General features: G+C 62.0%; 16 protein-coding genes. 7 read left to right on the forward strand and 9 right to left on the reverse strand.

Annotated elements, in window-relative coordinates; translation table 11 throughout:
- Positions 1-10: 10 nt before the first annotated feature.
- From PSFL_RS10555 to PSFL_RS10580, 6 genes are all read left to right on the forward strand, one after another.
- Positions 11-1417 (forward strand): sigma-54-dependent Fis family transcriptional regulator, encoded by a 1407-nt coding sequence (locus tag PSFL_RS10555; protein WP_115128434.1) that lies wholly within the window; start codon positions 11-13, stop codon positions 1415-1417.
- A gap of 286 nt (positions 1418-1703) precedes the next feature.
- On the forward strand, positions 1704-3095 hold the full coding sequence (locus PSFL_RS10560; RefSeq protein ID WP_057959253.1) for a GntP family permease: 1392 nt from the start codon (positions 1704-1706) through the stop codon (positions 3093-3095).
- 7 nt (positions 3096-3102) lie between these two features.
- Positions 3103-3876 carry a 3-hydroxybutyrate dehydrogenase gene (locus tag PSFL_RS10565; protein WP_057440854.1) on the forward strand — a complete coding sequence of 258 codons (774 nt, stop codon included), beginning with the start codon at positions 3103-3105 and terminating at the stop codon, positions 3874-3876.
- A gap of 100 nt (positions 3877-3976) precedes the next feature.
- Positions 3977-5929: an acetoacetate--CoA ligase gene (locus PSFL_RS10570; protein ID WP_115128436.1), complete on the forward strand. Its 1953-nt coding sequence runs from the start codon at positions 3977-3979 to the stop codon at positions 5927-5929.
- A 145-nt stretch (positions 5930-6074) separates the two neighbouring features.
- Entirely contained in the window at positions 6075-8624 is a 2550-nt protein-coding gene (locus PSFL_RS10575) for a PAS domain-containing protein (protein ID WP_115128437.1), read from the forward strand.
- Between the two features lie 41 nt (positions 8625-8665).
- Complete coding sequence (locus PSFL_RS10580) at positions 8666-8941, forward strand: peptidylprolyl isomerase (RefSeq protein WP_029293742.1); 276 nt, start codon at positions 8666-8668, stop codon at positions 8939-8941.
- A gap of 37 nt (positions 8942-8978) precedes the next feature.
- Here the strand turns inward: PSFL_RS10580 and PSFL_RS10585 are convergent, their stop codons facing one another.
- The 8 genes from PSFL_RS10585 to PSFL_RS10620 all read right to left on the reverse strand — a co-directional run bounded on the left by PSFL_RS10585 (position 8979) and on the right by PSFL_RS10620 (position 15568).
- Complete coding sequence (locus PSFL_RS10585) at positions 8979-9887, reverse strand: sugar kinase (protein ID WP_115128438.1); 909 nt, start codon at positions 9885-9887, stop codon at positions 8979-8981.
- 117 nt (positions 9888-10004) lie between these two features.
- Positions 10005-11213 (reverse strand): amino acid deaminase, encoded by a 1209-nt coding sequence (locus tag PSFL_RS10590; RefSeq protein ID WP_115128439.1) that lies wholly within the window; start codon positions 11211-11213, stop codon positions 10005-10007.
- Between the two features lie 17 nt (positions 11214-11230).
- Positions 11231-11995: an IclR family transcriptional regulator gene (locus PSFL_RS10595; protein WP_057440989.1), complete on the reverse strand. Its 765-nt coding sequence runs from the start codon at positions 11993-11995 to the stop codon at positions 11231-11233.
- Positions 11996-12175: 180 nt separating this feature from the next.
- Positions 12176-12565: a RidA family protein gene (locus tag PSFL_RS10600; RefSeq protein WP_115128440.1), complete on the reverse strand. Its 390-nt coding sequence runs from the start codon at positions 12563-12565 to the stop codon at positions 12176-12178.
- A gap of 15 nt (positions 12566-12580) precedes the next feature.
- Positions 12581-13348 (reverse strand): amino acid ABC transporter ATP-binding protein, encoded by a 768-nt coding sequence (locus PSFL_RS10605; RefSeq protein ID WP_057440847.1) that lies wholly within the window; start codon positions 13346-13348, stop codon positions 12581-12583.
- Positions 13345-13995: an amino acid ABC transporter permease gene (locus PSFL_RS10610; RefSeq protein WP_057440845.1), complete on the reverse strand. Its 651-nt coding sequence runs from the start codon at positions 13993-13995 to the stop codon at positions 13345-13347. The genes PSFL_RS10605 and PSFL_RS10610 overlap by 4 nt, the downstream gene beginning before the upstream one ends.
- 12 nt (positions 13996-14007) lie before the next feature.
- Positions 14008-14670: an amino acid ABC transporter permease gene (locus PSFL_RS10615; protein WP_057440843.1), complete on the reverse strand. Its 663-nt coding sequence runs from the start codon at positions 14668-14670 to the stop codon at positions 14008-14010.
- Positions 14671-14722: 52 nt separating this feature from the next.
- Positions 14723-15568 carry a transporter substrate-binding domain-containing protein gene (locus PSFL_RS10620; protein WP_057440842.1) on the reverse strand — a complete coding sequence of 282 codons (846 nt, stop codon included), beginning with the start codon at positions 15566-15568 and terminating at the stop codon, positions 14723-14725.
- Positions 15569-15874: 306 nt separating this feature from the next.
- Between PSFL_RS10620 and PSFL_RS10625 the strand changes: the two genes are divergently transcribed.
- Positions 15875-16237 (forward strand): co-chaperone YbbN, encoded by a 363-nt coding sequence (locus tag PSFL_RS10625; protein WP_115128442.1) that lies wholly within the window; start codon positions 15875-15877, stop codon positions 16235-16237.
- Here the strand turns inward: PSFL_RS10625 and PSFL_RS10630 are convergent.
- Positions 16234-17796, reverse strand: coding sequence for a transporter associated domain-containing protein (locus tag PSFL_RS10630; protein WP_397469988.1), 1563 nt, complete (start codon positions 17794-17796; stop codon positions 16234-16236). The two genes, PSFL_RS10625 and PSFL_RS10630, sit on opposite strands and share 4 nt — an antisense overlap.
- Positions 17797-18080 lie beyond the last annotated feature (284 nt).

The raw sequence follows: 18080 nt of genomic DNA on the forward strand, positions 1-18080 counted from the left end.
CGCCCCGACCATGAACACCACCGAAAGCCTCAAGGACTACCCGCACGTTCGCGGCCTGGCGATCCAGTCCCTGTTCGAGATCATCGAGCAGTCCAGCGAAGGCACGGTGATTGTCGACCGCGACGCCAACATCGTGTGGATGAACGAACGCTATGCCAAGCGCTTCGGCCTGAAAAGCGCCGACCAGGCCATCGGCCAACCTTGCGAGCAGGTGATCTCCAACAGCCTGTTGCGCCAGGTGGTGCGCAGTGACCAGCCGATCCTCCTGGATATCCAGGACACGCCCAAAGGCCCGTTGGTGGTGATGCGCCTGCCGATCCACGACGATGCCGGCAAGGTCATCGGCGCCATAGGCTTTGCCCTGTTCGATGAGTTGCGCAACCTCTCGCCGATGATCGAGCGCTACCTGAGCATGCAACAGGAACTGGCTTCGACCCGTTCGCTGCTGCGCTCACGCCAGAGCAAGTACAACTTCGCGCACTTTATCGGCACCAGCGCTGCCAGCCTCGAGGTCAAGCGCCGGGCGCGGCGCAGCGCGAGTGCCGAGTCGCCGGTGTTGCTGCTGGGCGAGACCGGCACCGGCAAGGAGCTGCTGGCCCAGGCCATCCATGGTGCGTCACCCCGAGCCAATAAAGCGTTTGTCAGCATCAACAGCGCCGCCATCCCCCATGACCTTCTGGAAGCCGAGTTCTTCGGCACCGCGCCCGGCGCCTTCACCGGCGCCGACCGCAAGGGCCGCCCCGGCAAATTGCAAATCGCCCAGGGCGGGACGTTGTTCCTCGATGAAATCGGCGACATGCCATTGCCCCTGCAAAGCAAACTGCTGCGGGTGCTGCAGGAGAAAGAATTTGAGCCGGTGGGCTCCAACGAGATGATCCACAGCGACGTGCGGGTGATTGCCGCGACCTCCACCGACCTGGAAGCGGCGATCAAGCGTGGCGAGTTTCGCGCCGACTTGTATTACCGCCTCAACGTGTTGCCGATCCAGGTCCCGCCCCTGCGCGAACGCCTGGACGATATCCCGGCGTTGAGTGAAGCAATCCTCGAAGAACTGCGCAGCCAGCATGAACTGGACCGCGAAGCCCTGGCACTGCTGGCCCAGCATGCCTGGCCAGGGAATATCCGCGAGCTGCGCAACGTACTGGAGCGCGCCGCGTTGCTCAGTGATGACCTGGTGTTGGATGCGCAGGAGATTCGTGCGGCGATCGGCACCTTCAGCCCGGTGGAGCGTAGCGCTGTGGCGCCCGTAGAGGTCGAAACCTTCAGCGTGGCGCGGGAGCGGTTTGATCGGCAGTTGATTGGTGCGGCGTTGCGCCAATGCGGGGGCAATGTGATCGAGGCCGCCAAGCAATTGGGGCTCGGGCGCTCGACGCTGTACAAGAAGATGGTGGCGCTGGGCATCGAGCAATCTCAGTAAAGAGACAAAAATCTCATTAAAAAGACACCTCCATGTGGGAGCGGGCTTGCCCGCGAATGCGGTCTATCAGCAACAAAATCATTGCCTGACACAGCGCCTTCGCGAGCAAGCCCGTTCCCACATTGGAATTTCATCTGTCTTGAAATAGAGACTCAGCATGAAAATCACAGTACAGTAATTATAAATATCCATACATATCAATAAGTTACAAACTTGGCACGCTTCCCGCTATAGCCCCTTCCTACAGCTACACCCCACAACAATAACAATCCGATGGAGACACACCATGAGTGTGATCATTGCCCTGGCGGCGCTCGCGCTGCTGATGCTGGCTGCCTACCGTGGCTATAGCGTCATCCTGTTTGCCCCTATCGCCGCCCTCGGCGCGGTGTTGCTCACTGACCCTTCCGCCGTCGCCCCAGCCTTTACCGGGGTGTTCATGGAAAAAATGGTCGGCTTTATCAAACTGTATTTCCCGGTATTCCTGCTCGGCGCGGTGTTCGGCAAGCTGATCGAGCTGTCGGGCTTTTCGCGCTCGATTGTCGCGGCCGCCATCCGCTTGCTCGGCACCCGCCAGGCGATGCTGGTGATCGTGCTGGTGTGTGCCTTGCTGACCTACGGCGGCGTGTCGCTGTTTGTGGTGGTGTTTGCGGTGTACCCGTTCGCCGCCGAGATGTTCCGCCAGAGCAATATCCCCAAGCGTCTGATCCCGGCGACCATTGCCCTGGGCGCGTTCTCGTTCACCATGGACGCCCTGCCCGGCACGCCGCAGATTCAGAACATCATCCCCAGCACCTTCTTCAACACCACCGCCTGGGCTGCGCCCTGGCTGGGCGTGATCGGTACGATCTTTGTGTTCTGCGCCGGCATGCTGTACCTGGCGCGCCAGCGCAACAAGGCCCAGCGTGCCGGTGAAGGCTATGGCACCGACTTGCGCAACGAGCCGGAAACCGCCGAAGACCTGAGCCTGCCCAACCCGTGGATCGCCCTGTCGCCGCTGATTCTGGTGGGGGTGATGAACCTGCTGTTCACCCACTGGATCCCGCAGTGGTACGGCAAGACCCACAGCCTCGCCCTGCCGGGCATGAGCGCACCGGTGACCACCGAAATCGCCAAGCTCACCGCGATCTGGGCGGTGCAGGCGGCCTTGCTGGTGGGGATCATCATGGTCCTGGTGTTCGGCTTCCAGGCGATCAAGAGCAAGCTGGCCGAAGGCAGTAAAAGCGCGGTCAGCGGCGCGCTGCTGGCGGCGATGAACACCGCTTCGGAATACGGCTTCGGCGCGGTCATCGCCTCGTTGCCAGGCTTCCTGGTGCTGGCGGACTGGCTCAAGGGCATCCCCAACCCGCTGGTCAACGAAGCGATTACCGTGACCCTGCTAGCCGGCATCACCGGCTCGGCGTCCGGCGGCATGAGCATCGCCCTGGCGGCCATGTCCGAGAGCTTTATTTCCGCGGCCCATGCCGCCAATATCCCCCTGGAAGTGCTGCACCGGGTCGCGGCCATGGCCAGCGGCGGCATGGACACCCTGCCGCACAACGGCGCGGTCATTACCCTGTTGGCGGTCACCGGGCTGACCCACCGCGAAGCCTACAAGGATATTTTCGGCATCACGATCATCAAGACCCTCGCGGTGTTCGTGGTGATCGGTACTTTCTACGCCACCGGCATTGTGTGAGGTTTTCATGACGACATTGAACGGCAAGACCGCCCTGGTCACCGGCTCCACCAGCGGCATCGGCCTGGGGATTGCCCTGAGCCTGGCCAAGGCCGGCGCCAATCTGATCCTCAACGGGTTCGGCGATGCCAGCGCGGTGATCGCCCAGGTGCAAGCCTTCGGCGGCAAAGTCGGCCATCACCCGGCGGATGTCAGCGACCCGGCGCAAATCGCCGAGATGGTCGCCTACGCCGAGCGCGAGTTCGGCGGCATCGACATCCTGGTGAACAACGCGGGCATTCAGCATGTGGCGGCAGTGGAAGACTTCCCGGTGGAGCGCTGGGACTCGATCATCGCGATCAACCTGTCGTCGGTGTTCCACAGCACGCGCCTGAGCCTGCCGGGCATGAAGACCAAGGGCTGGGGACGGATCGTCAATATCGCCTCGGTACACGGCCAGGTCGGCTCGGTCGGCAAGGCCGCGTACGTAGCAGCCAAGCACGGGGTGATCGGCCTGACCAAAGTGGTCGGCCTGGAAACCGCCACCAGCAATGTGACCTGCAATGCCATCTGCCCCGGCTGGGTCCTGACCCCGCTGGTGCAAAAGCAGATCGACGATCGCATTGCCGCAGGCGTAGACCCGCAACAGGCCCAGCATGATCTGCTGGCCGAGAAGCAGCCCTCCCTGGAGTTCGTCACCCCACCACAACTGGGTGAACTGGTACTGTTCCTGTGCAGCGAAGCCGGCAGCCAGGTACGTGGCGCGGCGTGGAATATTGATGGTGGGTGGTTGGCCCAGTAACCCAAACACCGCAAATCCCCTGTAGGCGCAGGCAAGCCTGCGCCCACAGTTTGGATGTGTGGTGCCTGGCAGATTTCATACAAGAACAAGAGAGTGCGCCATGTCCGATATCCTCTGGCAACCCAGCCCGGAACGCATCCACACCACCCGGATAGACCAGTTCCGGCGCTTTATCAATGATCGCCACGCCTTGCAGATCAACGATTACCCCACCCTGCACCAATGGAGCATCGACCAGCGCCCGGATTTCTGGGCGGCGATTGTCGAGTTCTTCGACGTGCAGTTTCGTACGCCACCCAGCACCGTGCTGGTGGAAGGCACGCCGATGCCCAGCGCCCAGTGGTTTCCCGGCGCCACCCTAAACTTTGCCGAGCACCTGCTGCGCCGCCGCGATGACCACCCCGCCGTGGTCGCCATCGGCGAAGACGGCCAGCGCGAACAACTGAGCTATGCCGAACTGGCCCGCCACGTCGCCGGCCTGCAACGGAGCCTGCAAGCGGCGGGCGTGGGCCTGGGTGATCGGGTGGCGGCGTGCATGCCCAATACCTGGCAAACCCTGGTGGGCATGCTTGCCACTACCAGCCTAGGGGCGATCTGGTCATGCTCCTCACCGGACTTCGGCACCCAAGGGGTGATCGACCGCTTCGGCCAGATCGAGCCCAAGGTGCTGATCACCTGCGCCGGTTATCGCTATGCCGGCAAGCTGATCGACCAGAGCGCCAAGCTCAATGAAATCCTCGACCGCCTGCCGTCCCTGGAACACCTGATCATCGTGCCCTACGCCCGGCCCGAGGCGCGCGTCGAGGATTACCCGACCCAGGCCAACGTCGCCCTGTGGGATGACTTCTACCGCCCCGGCGGCGAACCGCAGTTTGTCGCCGTGCCCTTCGACCATCCGCTGTACATCCTCTACTCCAGCGGCACCACCGGCGTGCCTAAATGCATCATCCACGGTACCGGCGGCGTGCTGCTGACTCACCTCAAGGAACATGGTCTGCACGCCGACCTGTCACGCGACGACTGCCTGTTTTACTACACCACCTGCGGCTGGATGATGTGGAACTGGCTGGTGTCGGCCCTGGCCATCGGTGCCACGGTAGTGCTGTACGACGGCTCGCCGTTTCATCCGGGGCCGGAGCGCCTGATTGACCTGATCGACCAGGAGCGCATCAGCGTGTTCGGCACCAGCCCGAAATTCCTCGCCACCCTGGAAAAGGCCGGCCTGCAACCGCGTCGCAGCCATGACCTGGGCAGCCTCAAGGGCCTGATCTCGACCGGCTCGCCACTGTCGCCCCAGAGCTACGACTACGTGTACCGCGACATCAAACAGGAGCTGTGCCTGTCGTCGATGTCGGGCGGTACCGATATCGTCTCCTGCTTTGTCATCGGCAACCCGGTGCTGCCGGTACGGCGCGGCGAAATGCAGTGCAAGAGCCTGGCGATGGCCATCGAAGTGTGGGACGACCAGGGCCGGGCGCTGGTCGGCGAAAAAGGCGAACTGGTATGCACCCGGCACTTCCCGGCCATGCCCATTGGCCTGTGGAATGACCCACAGGGGGAAAAACTGCGCGCCTCGTATTTCAGCCAGTTCCCCGGCGTCTGGGCCCAGGGCGACTATGCCGAGCAACGCGCCAATGGCAGCCTGCTGATCCATGGCCGTTCGGATGCGGTGCTCAACCCCGGTGGCGTGCGCATCGGTACGGCGGAAATCTACCGCCAGGTGGAAAAAGTCCCCCAGGTCCTGGAAAGCCTGGCCATCGGCCAACGCTGGCAGGACGACGTGCGCGTGGTGCTGTTTGTGCGCCTCAATGACGGCGAACACCTGGACGCCGCGCTTGAGCAGCAGATCCGCGAGGTGATCCGCGCCAACACCACGCCGCGCCATGTGCCGGCGAAGATCCTGAGTGTCAGCGACATCCCGCGCACCATCAGCGGCAAGATCGTCGAGTTGGCGGTAAGGAATGTCGTGCATGGCGAACCGGTGAAAAACACCGATGCCCTGGCCAACCCCGAAGCCCTGGAGCAGTTTCGCGACCGCCCTGAGCTGGCATAAAGGATGAAAGGTTTCAGCGCCCACACACTCATTTGAAGATAAACCCCTCAAGCATGCTATTTTTCGAGGGGTAGGCAGCCGTTTCCGCAGCACGGGATAATCGGCCTCTGTCATTCTTCAAGCGTTACGCGCGGGACACTTACACATGAACGGATCACCCACCGGCAGCCAGGCCGCGGCCCTGATCGCACGGCTGGACTGGGCCACAAGCCCCCTCGGTGATGCCAGCCATTGGCCACAAAGCCTGCGCACGGCAGTCGATATCGTCATCCACTCACCGATGCCGATGCTGTTGCTGTGGGGCGACGAACTCACGCAGATCTACAACGATGGCTTCGCCCTGCTGGCCGGCAACAAGCACCCCCAGGCCTTCGGCCAGCCGACCCACCAGGTCTGGCCGGAGATGCAACACTTCACCGCACCGATCTACAGCGCCGTACTGTCCGGCCAGGTGCGCACCTTCAGCGAGCAGCGTTTTATCCTGCAGCGCAATCACCGTGATACGGAAATCTGGCTGGACCTGACCTACAGCCCGATCCGCGACGAACGCGGCCAGGTCGCCGGGGTCCTGGTGACGGCGATTGAAACCAACGAGCGCCGGCAACTCGCCCAGGAGCTGCAACAACGCTCCGAGGCCAGCCTCAAGGCCCAGCACGATACCGAGCAACGCTTGCAACTGGCCCTGGCCGCCACCGATGCAGTGGGCACCTGGGACTGGGATATCAGCGAAGACCGCTTTATTGCCGACAGCCATTTTGCCCAACTGCATGGGGTTGATCCGGCTAAAGCCCGGCAGTTGCCCATCAGTGATTACCTGCAAGGCGTGCACCCGGAAGACCGTGGCATGGTGGCCCGCAGCATCAAGCATTGCATCAGCCATGGCTCCGAGTACGCCGAGGAATATCGCCTGCTCCAGGCCGACGGCCAGGTGCGCTGGGTGTTTGCCCGTGGCCGCTGCTACAAGGATCACCACGGCCGGCCGGCGCGGTTTCTCGGGGCGGCCCTGGACCTGACCGAACGCAAGCACACCGAGCAAGCCCTGCGCCAGAGCCAGACCGAGCTGCAGTTGATCATCAACGCGATGCCGGTGCTGATCGGTTATGTCGATCACGAAGAGCGCTTTCGCCTGAACAACAGCGCCTACCTCGATTGGTATGGCCTGACCCCGCAAGAGCTGTATGGCAAGACCATCCGCGAAGTGATCGGCGCCGAGATCTATGCCGGGCGCGCCGATAAGATCGCCGCCGCACTCAAGGGCAAGGCCTGCAGCTTCATTACCGTCACCCCCCATCGCGATGGCCGGCCCCGGCATGCGCTGATGAAGTACCTGCCACGCTTCAGCGCCGATGGCTCGGTCAATGGTTTCTACATCTTTGTGATTGATGAGACCGAGCGCAAACTCACCGAGGAAGCCCTGCGCCACCTCAACGACAACCTCGAAGAACGCGTGGCCCAGCGTACCCAGGCGCTGGCCGAAGCCAACCAGCGCCTGCAAAACGAGATGTTCGAGCGCGAGCGTGCCGAAGACGCGCTGCGCCATGCGCAAAAAATGGAAGCGGTCGGCCAGCTTACCGGCGGGATCGCCCATGACTTCAACAATATGCTCACCGGGATCATCGGCAGCCTGGACCTGATGCAGCGCTACATCGCCGCCGGCCGTAGCGATGAGATCGGCCGTTTCACCGACGCCGCCGTGTCCTCGGCCCACCGCGCCGCCGCCCTGACCCATCGCCTGCTGGCCTTCTCCCGGCGCCAGTCCCTGGACCGCCGGCCCCTGGACCCGAACCAGTTGGTCACGTCCCTGGAAGACCTGTTCCGCCGTACCAAAGGCGCCCATATCGAACTCAAGGTGCAACTGGGCAGCGATATCTGGCCGGTAAACACCGACGCCAGCCAACTGGAAAACGCCCTGCTCAACCTGGTAATCAACGCCCGCGATGCCATGCCTGATGGTGGGCTACTGAGCATCGAGACCGCCAACAGCTACCTCGACGGCACCGACATCACCACCCTGGAGCCAGTCAAGGCCGGCGACTACGTGATGCTCGGCGTGTGCGACAACGGCGCCGGCATGACCCCGAAAATCCTGGCCAAGGCCTTCGACCCGTTCTTTACCACCAAGCCCATCGGCCAGGGCACCGGCCTGGGGTTGTCGATGATCTATGGTTTTGCCCAGCAATCGGGCGGCCACGTCACGATCCACAGTGAACCGGGCCGGGGCACCTGCGTGCGCCTGTACCTGCCGCGCCTGCATGGCACCGCCCTGGAAAAAGTCCCGCCGCAGGTCCCCGTGGAAGCCCCCCTGGCGCTGGACGGCGAAGCCGTGGTGGTGGTCGAGGACGATGCGGCGGTGCGTATGCTGGTGGTCAACCTGCTGGATGAATTGGGCTACACCGCCCACCAGGCGGCCGACGCACGCGCAGCCCTGCCACTGCTGGAGTCTGACCTGCGGGTGGACTTGCTGGTGACCGATGTCGGCCTGCCCGGCATGAACGGCCGACAACTGGCGGAAATCGCCCGCCAGCACCGCCCGACACTCAAGGTGCTGTTCATGACCGGCTACGCCGAGACCGCCGCCGAGCGCCAGGGCTTTCTGGAGGACGGCATGGACATGGTGGCCAAGCCGTTTTCCATCGACCAGTTGGCCACGAAAATCCGCAGCATGATCGGCGTCAAAGGCCAAGTTGATGCATAATCCCGCGCCTTCAAGCCCGACCGTTGCAAGGTAACTGCCAGATGAAAGCCCAAGCCCGCCATATCCTGGTCAAGACCAGCGAAGAAGCCGAACAACTCAAGCAGCGTATTGCCAAGGGCGAAGCCTTTGATGTGCTGGCCAAGAAGTTCTCCACCTGCCCGTCCGGCAAGCGCGGCGGCGATCTGGGTGAAGTGCGGCCGGGGCAGATGGTCGGGGTGATTGATGCGGTGATTTTCAAGAAACCGCTGCGGGTGGTGCATGGGCCGATCAAGAGCAAGTTTGGGTATCACCTGGTGCAGGTGTTCTACCGCGACTAGAGCACCCTGATCGTTCCCACGCTCCGCGTGGGAACGATCAGTCCCTGGGAATCAGCGCACCCGGAATCTGGATCACCCGGCTGGCCAACCGATGCCCCGCCAAGGCCGCCTCTTGCGGTGAACCACCCCTGAGCCGGCTGGCCAGATACGCTGCGCTGAACGAATCCCCCGCCGCCGTGGTGTCCACCACCTTTTCGACCACCTGCGCCGGCACCGCAAAACGCTCCCCGCCCTGACGAATCAGGCAGTCATCCGCGCCGCGCTTGAGCACCACTTCCTCGATCCCTGGATAAGCGGCGAACACCTGCTCACTGTCGGCATAGCCAAACAGGGCACGCTCGTCGTCTTCGGTGAGCAAGGCCATATCCACCTGCGCCAACACCTGCTGATAGGCCTCACGAGCGGCTTCGACACTGGCCCACAGACGCGGCCGGTAGTTGTTGTCGAACACCACCCGGGCGCCACGCTGGCGGGCTTCCAGCAACGCGGCCAACAGGCGCACGCGCCCCACTTCGCCCAATACAGCCAGGGTGATACCGCTGAAATACAGCACGTCATAACTCGGCAAGGCCGCCAGGACCGGCTCGGCCCCTGGCGTGGTGAAGCAATCGCGCACCGCCGCTTCGTTGCGCCAATAGAGGAATTTGCGCTCGCCGTGGGCATCGGTCTGGATGCAATACAGACCCGGCAGACGCCCCGGCAAGCGCTGGACTTGGTCCAGGCCAAGGCCTTCGGCGACCCATTGCTGACACATGGCATCGCTGAAACTGTCATCGCCCAGGGCGGTGACGTAATCCACCGTGCTGCTGGCCCCCAGTTCACGGCGCAGGTAGACGGCGGTGTTCAGGGTGTCGCCACCGAAGCTCTGTTGCAGGCTGCCGTCGGCGCGGTGTTGCAGTTCGATCATGCATTCGCCGATCAGGGCGATGCGCGGGTGTGGGGTCATATTTGGATTCTCGGCTGGGTTTTGGGGCCTCATCCCAGGCCAGCCAGCTCCCACATTGGAATGTGTTCACAAATCCCAATGTGGGAGCTGGCTTGCCTGGGATGGCCGCGACGCGCTCTAGAAACAGGTGTGCAATGTCTCGATCACCTGTAACTGCTCATCCACCAAACACCCCACCTGCCACTTATCAAAGGTCAGGCACGGGTGCGAGGTGCCAAACGAGATGATGTCGCCAATACGCAGTTCAACCCCCGCCGCCACGCTCATGAAGGCGTGCTGGTCCATCACCGCCGTGACCTTGCAGGCACTCACGTCATCGCCCACCGCCGGCAGCACGCCAGCCTTGTAGCGCTTGAGGGGCACCGGCAGGCCGGCGTCGTAGGCCACGTCGCGCTTGCCCAGGGCGATCACTGCAAACCCAGGCTGCGGCAACGACTGCACATGGGCCCAGACTTCCAGGGCCGGGCGCAGGCCCTCCGTGAGGTCGCTGCGCCGGTCCAGCACGCAGCATTGCGCCTCCTTGTAGATGCCGTGGTCGTGGGCCACATAGCTGCCGGGGCGCAGCACGCTGAGAAAGCGTCCTTCGGCGTTTTGCGCGGCGAAAGACTCGGCGATCAGGTCATACCAGGCCGAACCCGACGCGGTGATGATCGGCTTGCCCAGGTCAAAGGCCCCGCTGTTCTGCATATCCACCGCCAGACGCACCAGGGACGCAGCAAACTCGCGGATACCGCTGATGGCATGCTCGCCGTGGATCACCCCTTCATAACCTTCGATCCCGGTAAGGACCAGGGCCGGCTGGGCCTTGATTGCCCGCGCCAGGTCCAGCACCTCTTGCTCGCTGCGGCAACCGCAGCGGCCGCCGACCACGCCGTATTCGATCATCACGTTCAGGCGCAGGCCACGGGCGGCGAAGAATGCGCCCAGGTCAGCGACGTTGTCCGGGTGATCGACCAGGCAATGGAAGTCAAACTCGGGGTCAGCCAGCAGCTCGGCGATCAGCGCCATGTTAGGCGCGCCCACCAGTTGGTTGGCCATCAATACCCGGCGCACGCCACCGGCATAGGCCGCGCGGGTCTGCACTGCGGTAGCCAGGGTGATGCCCCAGGCTCCTTGTGCCAACTGACGCTGAAACAGCGCCGGCATCATGCTGGTCTTGCCATGGGGCGCCAGTTGCGCGCCGCTGTTGCTGACAAAGTCCTGCATCCAGCGGATGTTGTGTTCCAGGGCCGCGCGGTGCAGCACCAGGGCGGGCAGGCTGACGTCGCGTACCAGGTGGGCACCGCTGGCGGCGGCGCCTTTTTCAACGGCATTGAAGGCAGACATGGGGTTACTCCGTTTCGCTATTCATTGATGCGACGGGCCAGGTTATTGGCGCTTTCGATCAGCACCCGGCGGTAGTCGTCGTAATTGTTCTTGGCGTCGGCCCGTGGGGCGACGATGCACAGGGTCGCAATGGCGACGCCCTGGGCGTCACGCACCGGGGCGGCAAAGCAGTGGGTAAAGGTGTCGGCAACACTGTCGAAGGAAAAAAAGCCATCGACGCTGGCCTGGCGGATCTGCCCGAGGAAGGTGTCCAGGGGTAAGCGCTGGCCGTCCGGCAGGATAAAGTCGTCGTGGTCGATCAGGTCGATGATCTGCTGGTCGCTCAAATGCCCCAGCAACAGGCGCCCGGACGCAGTCCAGGGGATGGGCGCGTTTTCACCGATATCCGAAGAAATCCGGAAGTGCCGCTCGCCCTCGCGCATCAGCGCCACCGTGTACTTGCGCCCGTTGAGCAGGCACATCTGCGCCGTCTCGTGGGTTTGGCTAACGATCTCCTGCAAGGCGTGATCGGCCTCGCGGGTCAGGTCGAAATGGCGCAAGTGGGCCTGGCCGAGGAAGTACAGCTGACGGCCCAGGTACACGTGACCGTCCTTGCCCACGGTTTCGAGAATCCGCCGCTCCAGCAGGGAGGCGACCAGTTCATAGACCGTGGACTTGGGGCTGCCAATGCCACTGGCAATATCATTGGGGCGCAGGGGCTGGCCGACTTCCTTGAGAAAATCGAGGATATCGAACGCTCGGTCCAGGCCTTTTGCGCGGCGCTTGATGGTGTCTTCGGTCATGGCGGTCTTCATCAGCGTAAGAGGTCCATGTAAGAGTCGCTTTGTGTGGGAGCGGGCTTGCTCGCGAAAGCGGCGTGTCAGCCAACAAATCTGGCACTGATACACCGCTTTCGCGAGCAAGCCCGCTCCCACCCGAATTCACTCTCACATTGAATTTTTAGTGGTCTTGAGATCGGGCATTTAGCCTTTTTTCTTGTAGGCCACGCAATCAATCTCAACCTTGCAATCGACCATCATATTCGCCTGCACACAGGCCCGCGCCGGGGCGTGTTCGGGGGTGAAGTATTCGCCGAAGACTTTGTTGAAACTCCAGAAGTCCCGCGGGTCTTCCAGCCATACGCCGACCCGGACCACGTCTTCAAGCCCGTAGCCGGCCTCTTCAAGGATCGCCACCACGTTCTTCATGGTCTGGTGGGTCTGCTCGACAATCCCGCCGTGAATAATCTCGCCCTCCACCGCCGGCACCTGGCCCGACACGTACAACCAGCCATCAGCCTCCACTGCACGGGCAAATGGGCGGGGTTGGCCACCGCCGGCAGTGCTGCCGGCGCCGTAACGAGTAATGCTCATAAAGTTGCTCCTTGATTAAAAACGAATATTTTTCAGAAATTCCGCCAGGCGTGGCGATTGCGGGCGCTCAAAGACCGCTTTGGGCGGGCCCTGCTCTTCAATCCGCCCCTGGTTCATAAACACGATGTTGTCCGAAACCTCGTAGGCAAAGCGCATTTCGTGGGTCACCAGCAACATGGTCATGCCCTCTTGCGCCAGGCCCTTGATCACACTGAGCACCTCGCCGACCAACTCCGGGTCCAGCGCAGAGGTCACTTCGTCGAACAGCATCAGGCTGGGGTTCATTGCAATCGCCCGGGCAATCGCCACGCGCTGTTGCTGGCCGCCGGACAACTGACCGGGGAAGTGGTTGCGCCGTTCCAGCAGGCCGACGCGCTCCAGCCATTTTTCCGCGAGGGCCACCGCCTCGTCCTTGCCCATATGCTTGACCTTGAGCAGGCCCAGGGTGATGTTCTGCAACGCCGTCAGATGGGGGAACAGGTTGAATTGCTGGAACGCCATGCCAGTCATGGCGCGGTGTTGGGCAATGAGTTTTTCCGGGTGACGCACGCGCTTGCCGGCAACATCGGCATAGCCAATGGACTCGCCGTCGAGGGTGATCTGCCCGCCCTGGAACTCTTCCAGCAGGTTGACGCAGCGCAGTAGCGTGGTCTTGCCCGAGCCGCTGGAGCCGATCAAGGTCACCACGTTGCCGCGCTGCAGCGACAGGTCAACGCCCTTGAGGACTTCCACCGCACCGTATTGCTTGCGCAGGCCGCTGATGTTGAGCAATGGTTGATTCATGGCAAGGCCACCCGCTTTTCAATGTAGCGCCCGAATAACTCGATGGCGTAGTTGATGACAAAGAACAGAAAGCCGGCAAACAGGTAGAACTCCAGGGTCATAAAGGTCCGGGCGATCACTTGCTGGGTGCTCAACAGCAACTCGGCAACACCAATCACCGAGAGCAGGGTCGAGGCCTTGACGATCTCGGTGGAGGAATTGACCCAGGTCGGCAAAATCTGCCGCAGTGCCTGGGGCAGCAACACATAGCCCAGGGACTGATAGAAGGTCAGGCCGATGGCCTTGCCCGCTTCCAGTTGCCCACGGGGAATGGCTTGCAACGCACCGCGCACAATCTCGGCGACATGGGAGCCGCAAAACAGCGTGAGGCCCAGGGCACCGGCCTGGAACGCACTGATCTGCCAGCCCAGCGCCGGGGCCATGTAAAAGCAGGCCAGTACCAGCACAAACACCGGGGTGCCACGGATCAGGTCAACGTACAGACGAAACGGCGCGCGCATCCAGAACTTGCCGTAGGTCAGCACCAACCCGGCGACGATGCCGATCAGGGTGCCGAAGATAATCGCCAGCACCGAGCAATACACGCTGGTCTGGAACCCTGCCCACAGGGTTGCCCGGGCGATCCACAACTCATGCAGCCAATACATGGAAAACCCCTCTTATCGACGAATCGCCAGGCGCTGCTCCAGGTAACGCAGCAGCATGGCGATGAGGTAGCAGGCCGCCACGTAGAGCGCGGTCGTCACCAGCCAGGTTTCAATCACCCGGTAGCTTTCGACGTTGATCTTGCGGGCGTAATAGGTCAGCTCCGGCACGGCAATCGCCGCCGCCAGAGAGGTGTCCTTGAACAGTGAGATAAAGTTGTTCGACAGCGCCGGCAGCACGTTGCGCAGCATCACCGGCACCGTGATGTAGGCGCGGATCTGCCACTCCCCCAGGCCAATCGCCAGGCCGGCTTCGCGCAGGCCCTTGGGAATATTCAACAGGCCGGCACGGAACACTTCGGTCAAGTAGGCCCCGGCGTACAACGACAGGGTGATGATGAACGAGGGGATCTTGTCCAGGCGGATGCCCAGGCTGGGCAAGGCAAAGTAGATCAACAGGATCAGCACCAGGATCGGCGTGTTGCGCACCACCGTCACATACACCGAGGCCAGAATCCGCAGCGCACGGTGCCTGGACAGCATGGCAAAAGCCATCAAAAGGCCGATCACGCAGCCGATGGCAATCGACAGCAAGGCCAGTTGCAGGCCCAGGCCGAGGCCCGCCAGCAAGGTGTCGAAATCGCGCCAGACTGCGGCAAAATTCAGCTGATAGTTCATGGTCGGCACTACCTTGATTGGGGCGCCCGCAGCGACGCCCCGCGCTCAACAATCATTTGAATTCCACCGGAAAACCAATCGCCGGGGTCGGCAGATCAACGCCAAACCACTGCTTGAACGAGGCTGCATAGGTCGGAAACTCGACGCCGGTCATCGCCTCATGCAGGGCGGTGTTGACGAAGTTCAGCCAGTCCTGATCGCCACGCTTGACCGCGCACGCATAGGTTTGCGGGCTCCAGGCGTAGCTCGGGCTGCGGTAGCGGCCGGGGTTCTGCACCATCAGGTACTTGACCGAGGACTGGTCGGTGGCCGCCGCGTCGGCACGCCCGGAGTTCACCGCCTGGTACATCAGGTCGACGCTGTCGTATTGATCCACCTTGGCCTTGGGCAGCGCCTGGTGCACCAGCTCTTCGGCGTAGACGTTTTGCAGCACCGCCACAGTGACGTCATCCCCCGCTGCCTGCAGGTCTTCGATTTGCTGGTATTTGCTGTTGGCCGGCAACAGCAGGCCCACACCTTCGCGGTAGTACGGCAGGGTGAACGCCACCTGCTGCGCACGGCTGGCGGTGACGGTGATGAACTGGCAGCTCATGTCGACTTTGTTGGTCAACAGGTTGGGAATCCGTGCATCGGACGACTGCACCACAAACTCGACCTTGCTCGGGTCGTTGAACAGGCCTTTGGCGACGATGCGCCCGATATCAATATCAAACCCCTGCAACTTGCCATCCGCTCCCTGGAAGTGCCACGGCGCATTGGTACTGCCTGTACCGACGAGCAGATGCCCACGTTTGAGCACCTCATCGAGCTTGCTGTCCGCCTGCACTTGGCTGGCGAGGCAAGCCGATGCGGCGAAGAGAAAAACACAGGCTTTAAACACGGAAGGTCGGCGATGCATGGCAAGCACTCCAGAAGTTGTGTATTCCGCTATACCGGAACTAGGTATGTAACAACGGAATAGACAGCAGAAAGTGTGCCACAGCCAGCAGGAGAAGCCTATTGAAGCGCGCAAGTGTTTTTAAATCAGAGAGATAAGAAGGCACCGACGAATCACCGCGCCGCCAGCGCCGGCAGACACACTGCTACCGTGCGCCACAATCCGTTGCGGTCCATCCCATTTGGGTGCGTTACCTGTGAATTCTCACAGTAGACCGTCCAGCCCACCCGACTTAGGGTTTGGCCAAGTGCCTACAAGGAGACTGTCATGGGACTGATCAACACGGTGATCGACGACGCGCAGGCGTATAGACGTGCGCTGCAGACGCCCCGCACGGTGTTTATGCTGTTTGTATCGCCCCAGTGCCCGGCGTGCGGCGCGGCCAAGCCACTGTTCAGCAAAGTGGCCGGTCGCTATCGACGCCAGGCGGCGCTTTATGTACTGGACACCAGCCAGACCCCACGGCATCCCGAGGTGACCGGCACGCCGACGCTGCTGATCTTGAAAAACGGCAGGCTGGTAGAGAAGCTCAAGGGGTTCGGCCCCTGGGAGACCCAGGAGCAGACCCTGAAAAGAACCTTCGAGCGGCACACCCGGGGTGTGCCGACCAAACGAGCAAAGCCCCGTTAACCCAGCGCGACAGGGGCCAGCAGTACCTGCGTCACCCGCCGCTCCTCCACCGCCGCCACGGTCAGGCGCCAGCCTTCGTATTCCAGGCTGTCACCGACCACTGGCAGGCGATCCAACAGGCTCATGACCAGGCCGGCGAGGGTCTGGTAATCCTCGGTGGCCACGGCCTTGAACCCGGTGCGCTGGCGAATCAGGTTCAGGTTCAACGCACCATTGGCGCGATAACCGCCCTGCTCTTCGACGATGTCCGGGCCTTCGACTTCACTGGCATCAGGCAACTCACCGGCGATGGACTCAAGGATGTCGGTCATGCTCAACACCCCCATGAAATCGCCAAACTCGTTGATCACAAAGGCGATGTGCGTCGACTCCTGGCGCATCTGCTCCAGGGCGTTGAGGATCGAGAAGCTGTCCAGCAGGTTGATCGCCCGCCGCGCCAGGTGTTCCAGGTTCGGCTCATTGCCGGCCAGGTACTCCTTGAGCAACTCCTTCTTATGCACGAAGCCCAGGGGCTCATCCACCGCGCCGTTACGGATCAACGGCAAGCGCGAGTAGGACGAGTGCATCAGTTTCAGGCGAATCGTCTCAGGGTCGTCGGCCAAGTCGATGCAGTCGACATTCGCCCGCGGGGTCATCAAGGTGCGGATCGGCCGCTCGGCCAGTTGCAGCACACCACTGATCATGATCCGTTCGCGACGGTCGAACAGCGGGCCTTGATGGTCCTGCGAGTCGCCCAGCAGGTCCGTAACGTCCTCACCCACTTCTTCCACCGCCAGGCTGCGACCGCCCAGCAGACGCATCACCGCATGGGCAGTGCGCTCACGGATCGGCCGCAGGCCTTGCGCCGACTTCTTGCGGCGCGCCCGGGCGATCTGGTTGAACACCTCGATCAGGATCGAGAAGCCGATGGCCGCGTACAGGTAGCCTTTCGGGATGTGGAAGCCCAGACCTTCGGCGGTCAGGGCGAAACCGATCATCATCAAGAAGCCCAGACACAGCATGATCACCGTCGGGTGCGCATTGACGAAGCGAGTCAGCGGCTTGCTGGCCACGATCATTACACCGATGGACACGATTACCGCGATCATCATCACCGCCAGCTCGTCAACCATGCCGACCGCAGTAATCACCGCGTCGAGGGAGAACACAGCGTCCAGCACCACGATCTGCGCCACAATCGGCCAGAACATCGCGTAGGCGGCATTGCCGGTGCGCTCGGTGACATGCCCTTCGAGCCGCTCATGCAACTCCATGGTGGCCTTGAACAACAGGAACACACCACCAAACAGCATGATCAGGTCACGTCCGGAGAAGCTCTTGTCGAACACCTCGAACAACGGCTGGGTCAAGGTCACCAACCAGGAAATACTCGCCAACAGGCCCAGGCGCATGATCAGCGCCAGGGACAGGCCGATCAACCGCGCACGGTCACGCTGCTCCGGTGGCAGCTTGTCCGCCAGGATCGCGATAAACACCAGGTTGTCGATACCCAGTACCAGTTCCAACACAATCAAGGTCAACAGGCCGAGCCAGGCCGTTGGATCCGCTAACCATTCCATATAGAAGTCTCTGTCTCTTTATTGATTTTCAGAATGCCGGGCACAACAAGACGCGGTCCGATGACCGGGAAAAGGTTAGCAGCCTAAATAGAGGATGTTTCAGCGGGAACGTCGGCAGTAGCGGTCTTGGAGAAAGACGACTGGGGGGCTCCGAGAGGGTGTTCATGCAAATCCTGCAGTGAGAAAAGGACGTTAATCCTACATGGAAAATACAAATTCCCTACAATTTAAAACCATTACAAGATCTGTAAAAGCCACCCCTCGAAAGCCTGTGCCGTGGTCTT

This window comes from Pseudomonas sp. DD1 (assembly GCF_044510355.1).
Taxonomy (GTDB): domain Bacteria; phylum Pseudomonadota; class Gammaproteobacteria; order Pseudomonadales; family Pseudomonadaceae; genus Aquipseudomonas; species Aquipseudomonas shahriarae.

Excerpts from the sequence above, each read along its gene's own strand:
- PSFL_RS10585 (WP_115128438.1), bottom strand. The coding sequence starts at position 9,887 with ATGACCCCACACCCGCGCATCGCCCTGATCGGCGAATGCATGATCGAA.
- PSFL_RS10610 (WP_057440845.1), bottom strand. The coding sequence starts at position 13,995 with ATGTATTGGCTGCATGAGTTGTGGATCGCCCGGGCAACCCTGTGGGCA.
- PSFL_RS10580 (WP_029293742.1), top strand. The coding sequence starts at position 8,666 with ATGAAAGCCCAAGCCCGCCATATCCTGGTCAAGACCAGCGAAGAAGCC.
- PSFL_RS10565 (WP_057440854.1), top strand. The coding sequence starts at position 3,103 with ATGACGACATTGAACGGCAAGACCGCCCTGGTCACCGGCTCCACCAGC.
- PSFL_RS10575 (WP_115128437.1), top strand. The coding sequence starts at position 6,075 with ATGAACGGATCACCCACCGGCAGCCAGGCCGCGGCCCTGATCGCACGG.
- PSFL_RS10630 (WP_397469988.1), bottom strand. The coding sequence starts at position 17,796 with ATGGAATGGTTAGCGGATCCAACGGCCTGGCTCGGCCTGTTGACCTTG.
- PSFL_RS10570 (WP_115128436.1), top strand. The coding sequence starts at position 3,977 with ATGTCCGATATCCTCTGGCAACCCAGCCCGGAACGCATCCACACCACC.
- PSFL_RS10555 (WP_115128434.1), top strand. The coding sequence starts at position 11 with ATGAACACCACCGAAAGCCTCAAGGACTACCCGCACGTTCGCGGCCTG.
- PSFL_RS10620 (WP_057440842.1), bottom strand. The coding sequence starts at position 15,568 with ATGCATCGCCGACCTTCCGTGTTTAAAGCCTGTGTTTTTCTCTTCGCC.
- PSFL_RS10560 (WP_057959253.1), top strand. The coding sequence starts at position 1,704 with ATGAGTGTGATCATTGCCCTGGCGGCGCTCGCGCTGCTGATGCTGGCT.
- PSFL_RS10625 (WP_115128442.1), top strand. The coding sequence starts at position 15,875 with ATGGGACTGATCAACACGGTGATCGACGACGCGCAGGCGTATAGACGT.
- PSFL_RS10615 (WP_057440843.1), bottom strand. The coding sequence starts at position 14,670 with ATGAACTATCAGCTGAATTTTGCCGCAGTCTGGCGCGATTTCGACACC.
- PSFL_RS10590 (WP_115128439.1), bottom strand. The coding sequence starts at position 11,213 with ATGTCTGCCTTCAATGCCGTTGAAAAAGGCGCCGCCGCCAGCGGTGCC.
- PSFL_RS10605 (WP_057440847.1), bottom strand. The coding sequence starts at position 13,348 with ATGAATCAACCATTGCTCAACATCAGCGGCCTGCGCAAGCAATACGGT.
- PSFL_RS10600 (WP_115128440.1), bottom strand. The coding sequence starts at position 12,565 with ATGAGCATTACTCGTTACGGCGCCGGCAGCACTGCCGGCGGTGGCCAA.
- PSFL_RS10595 (WP_057440989.1), bottom strand. The coding sequence starts at position 11,995 with ATGACCGAAGACACCATCAAGCGCCGCGCAAAAGGCCTGGACCGAGCG.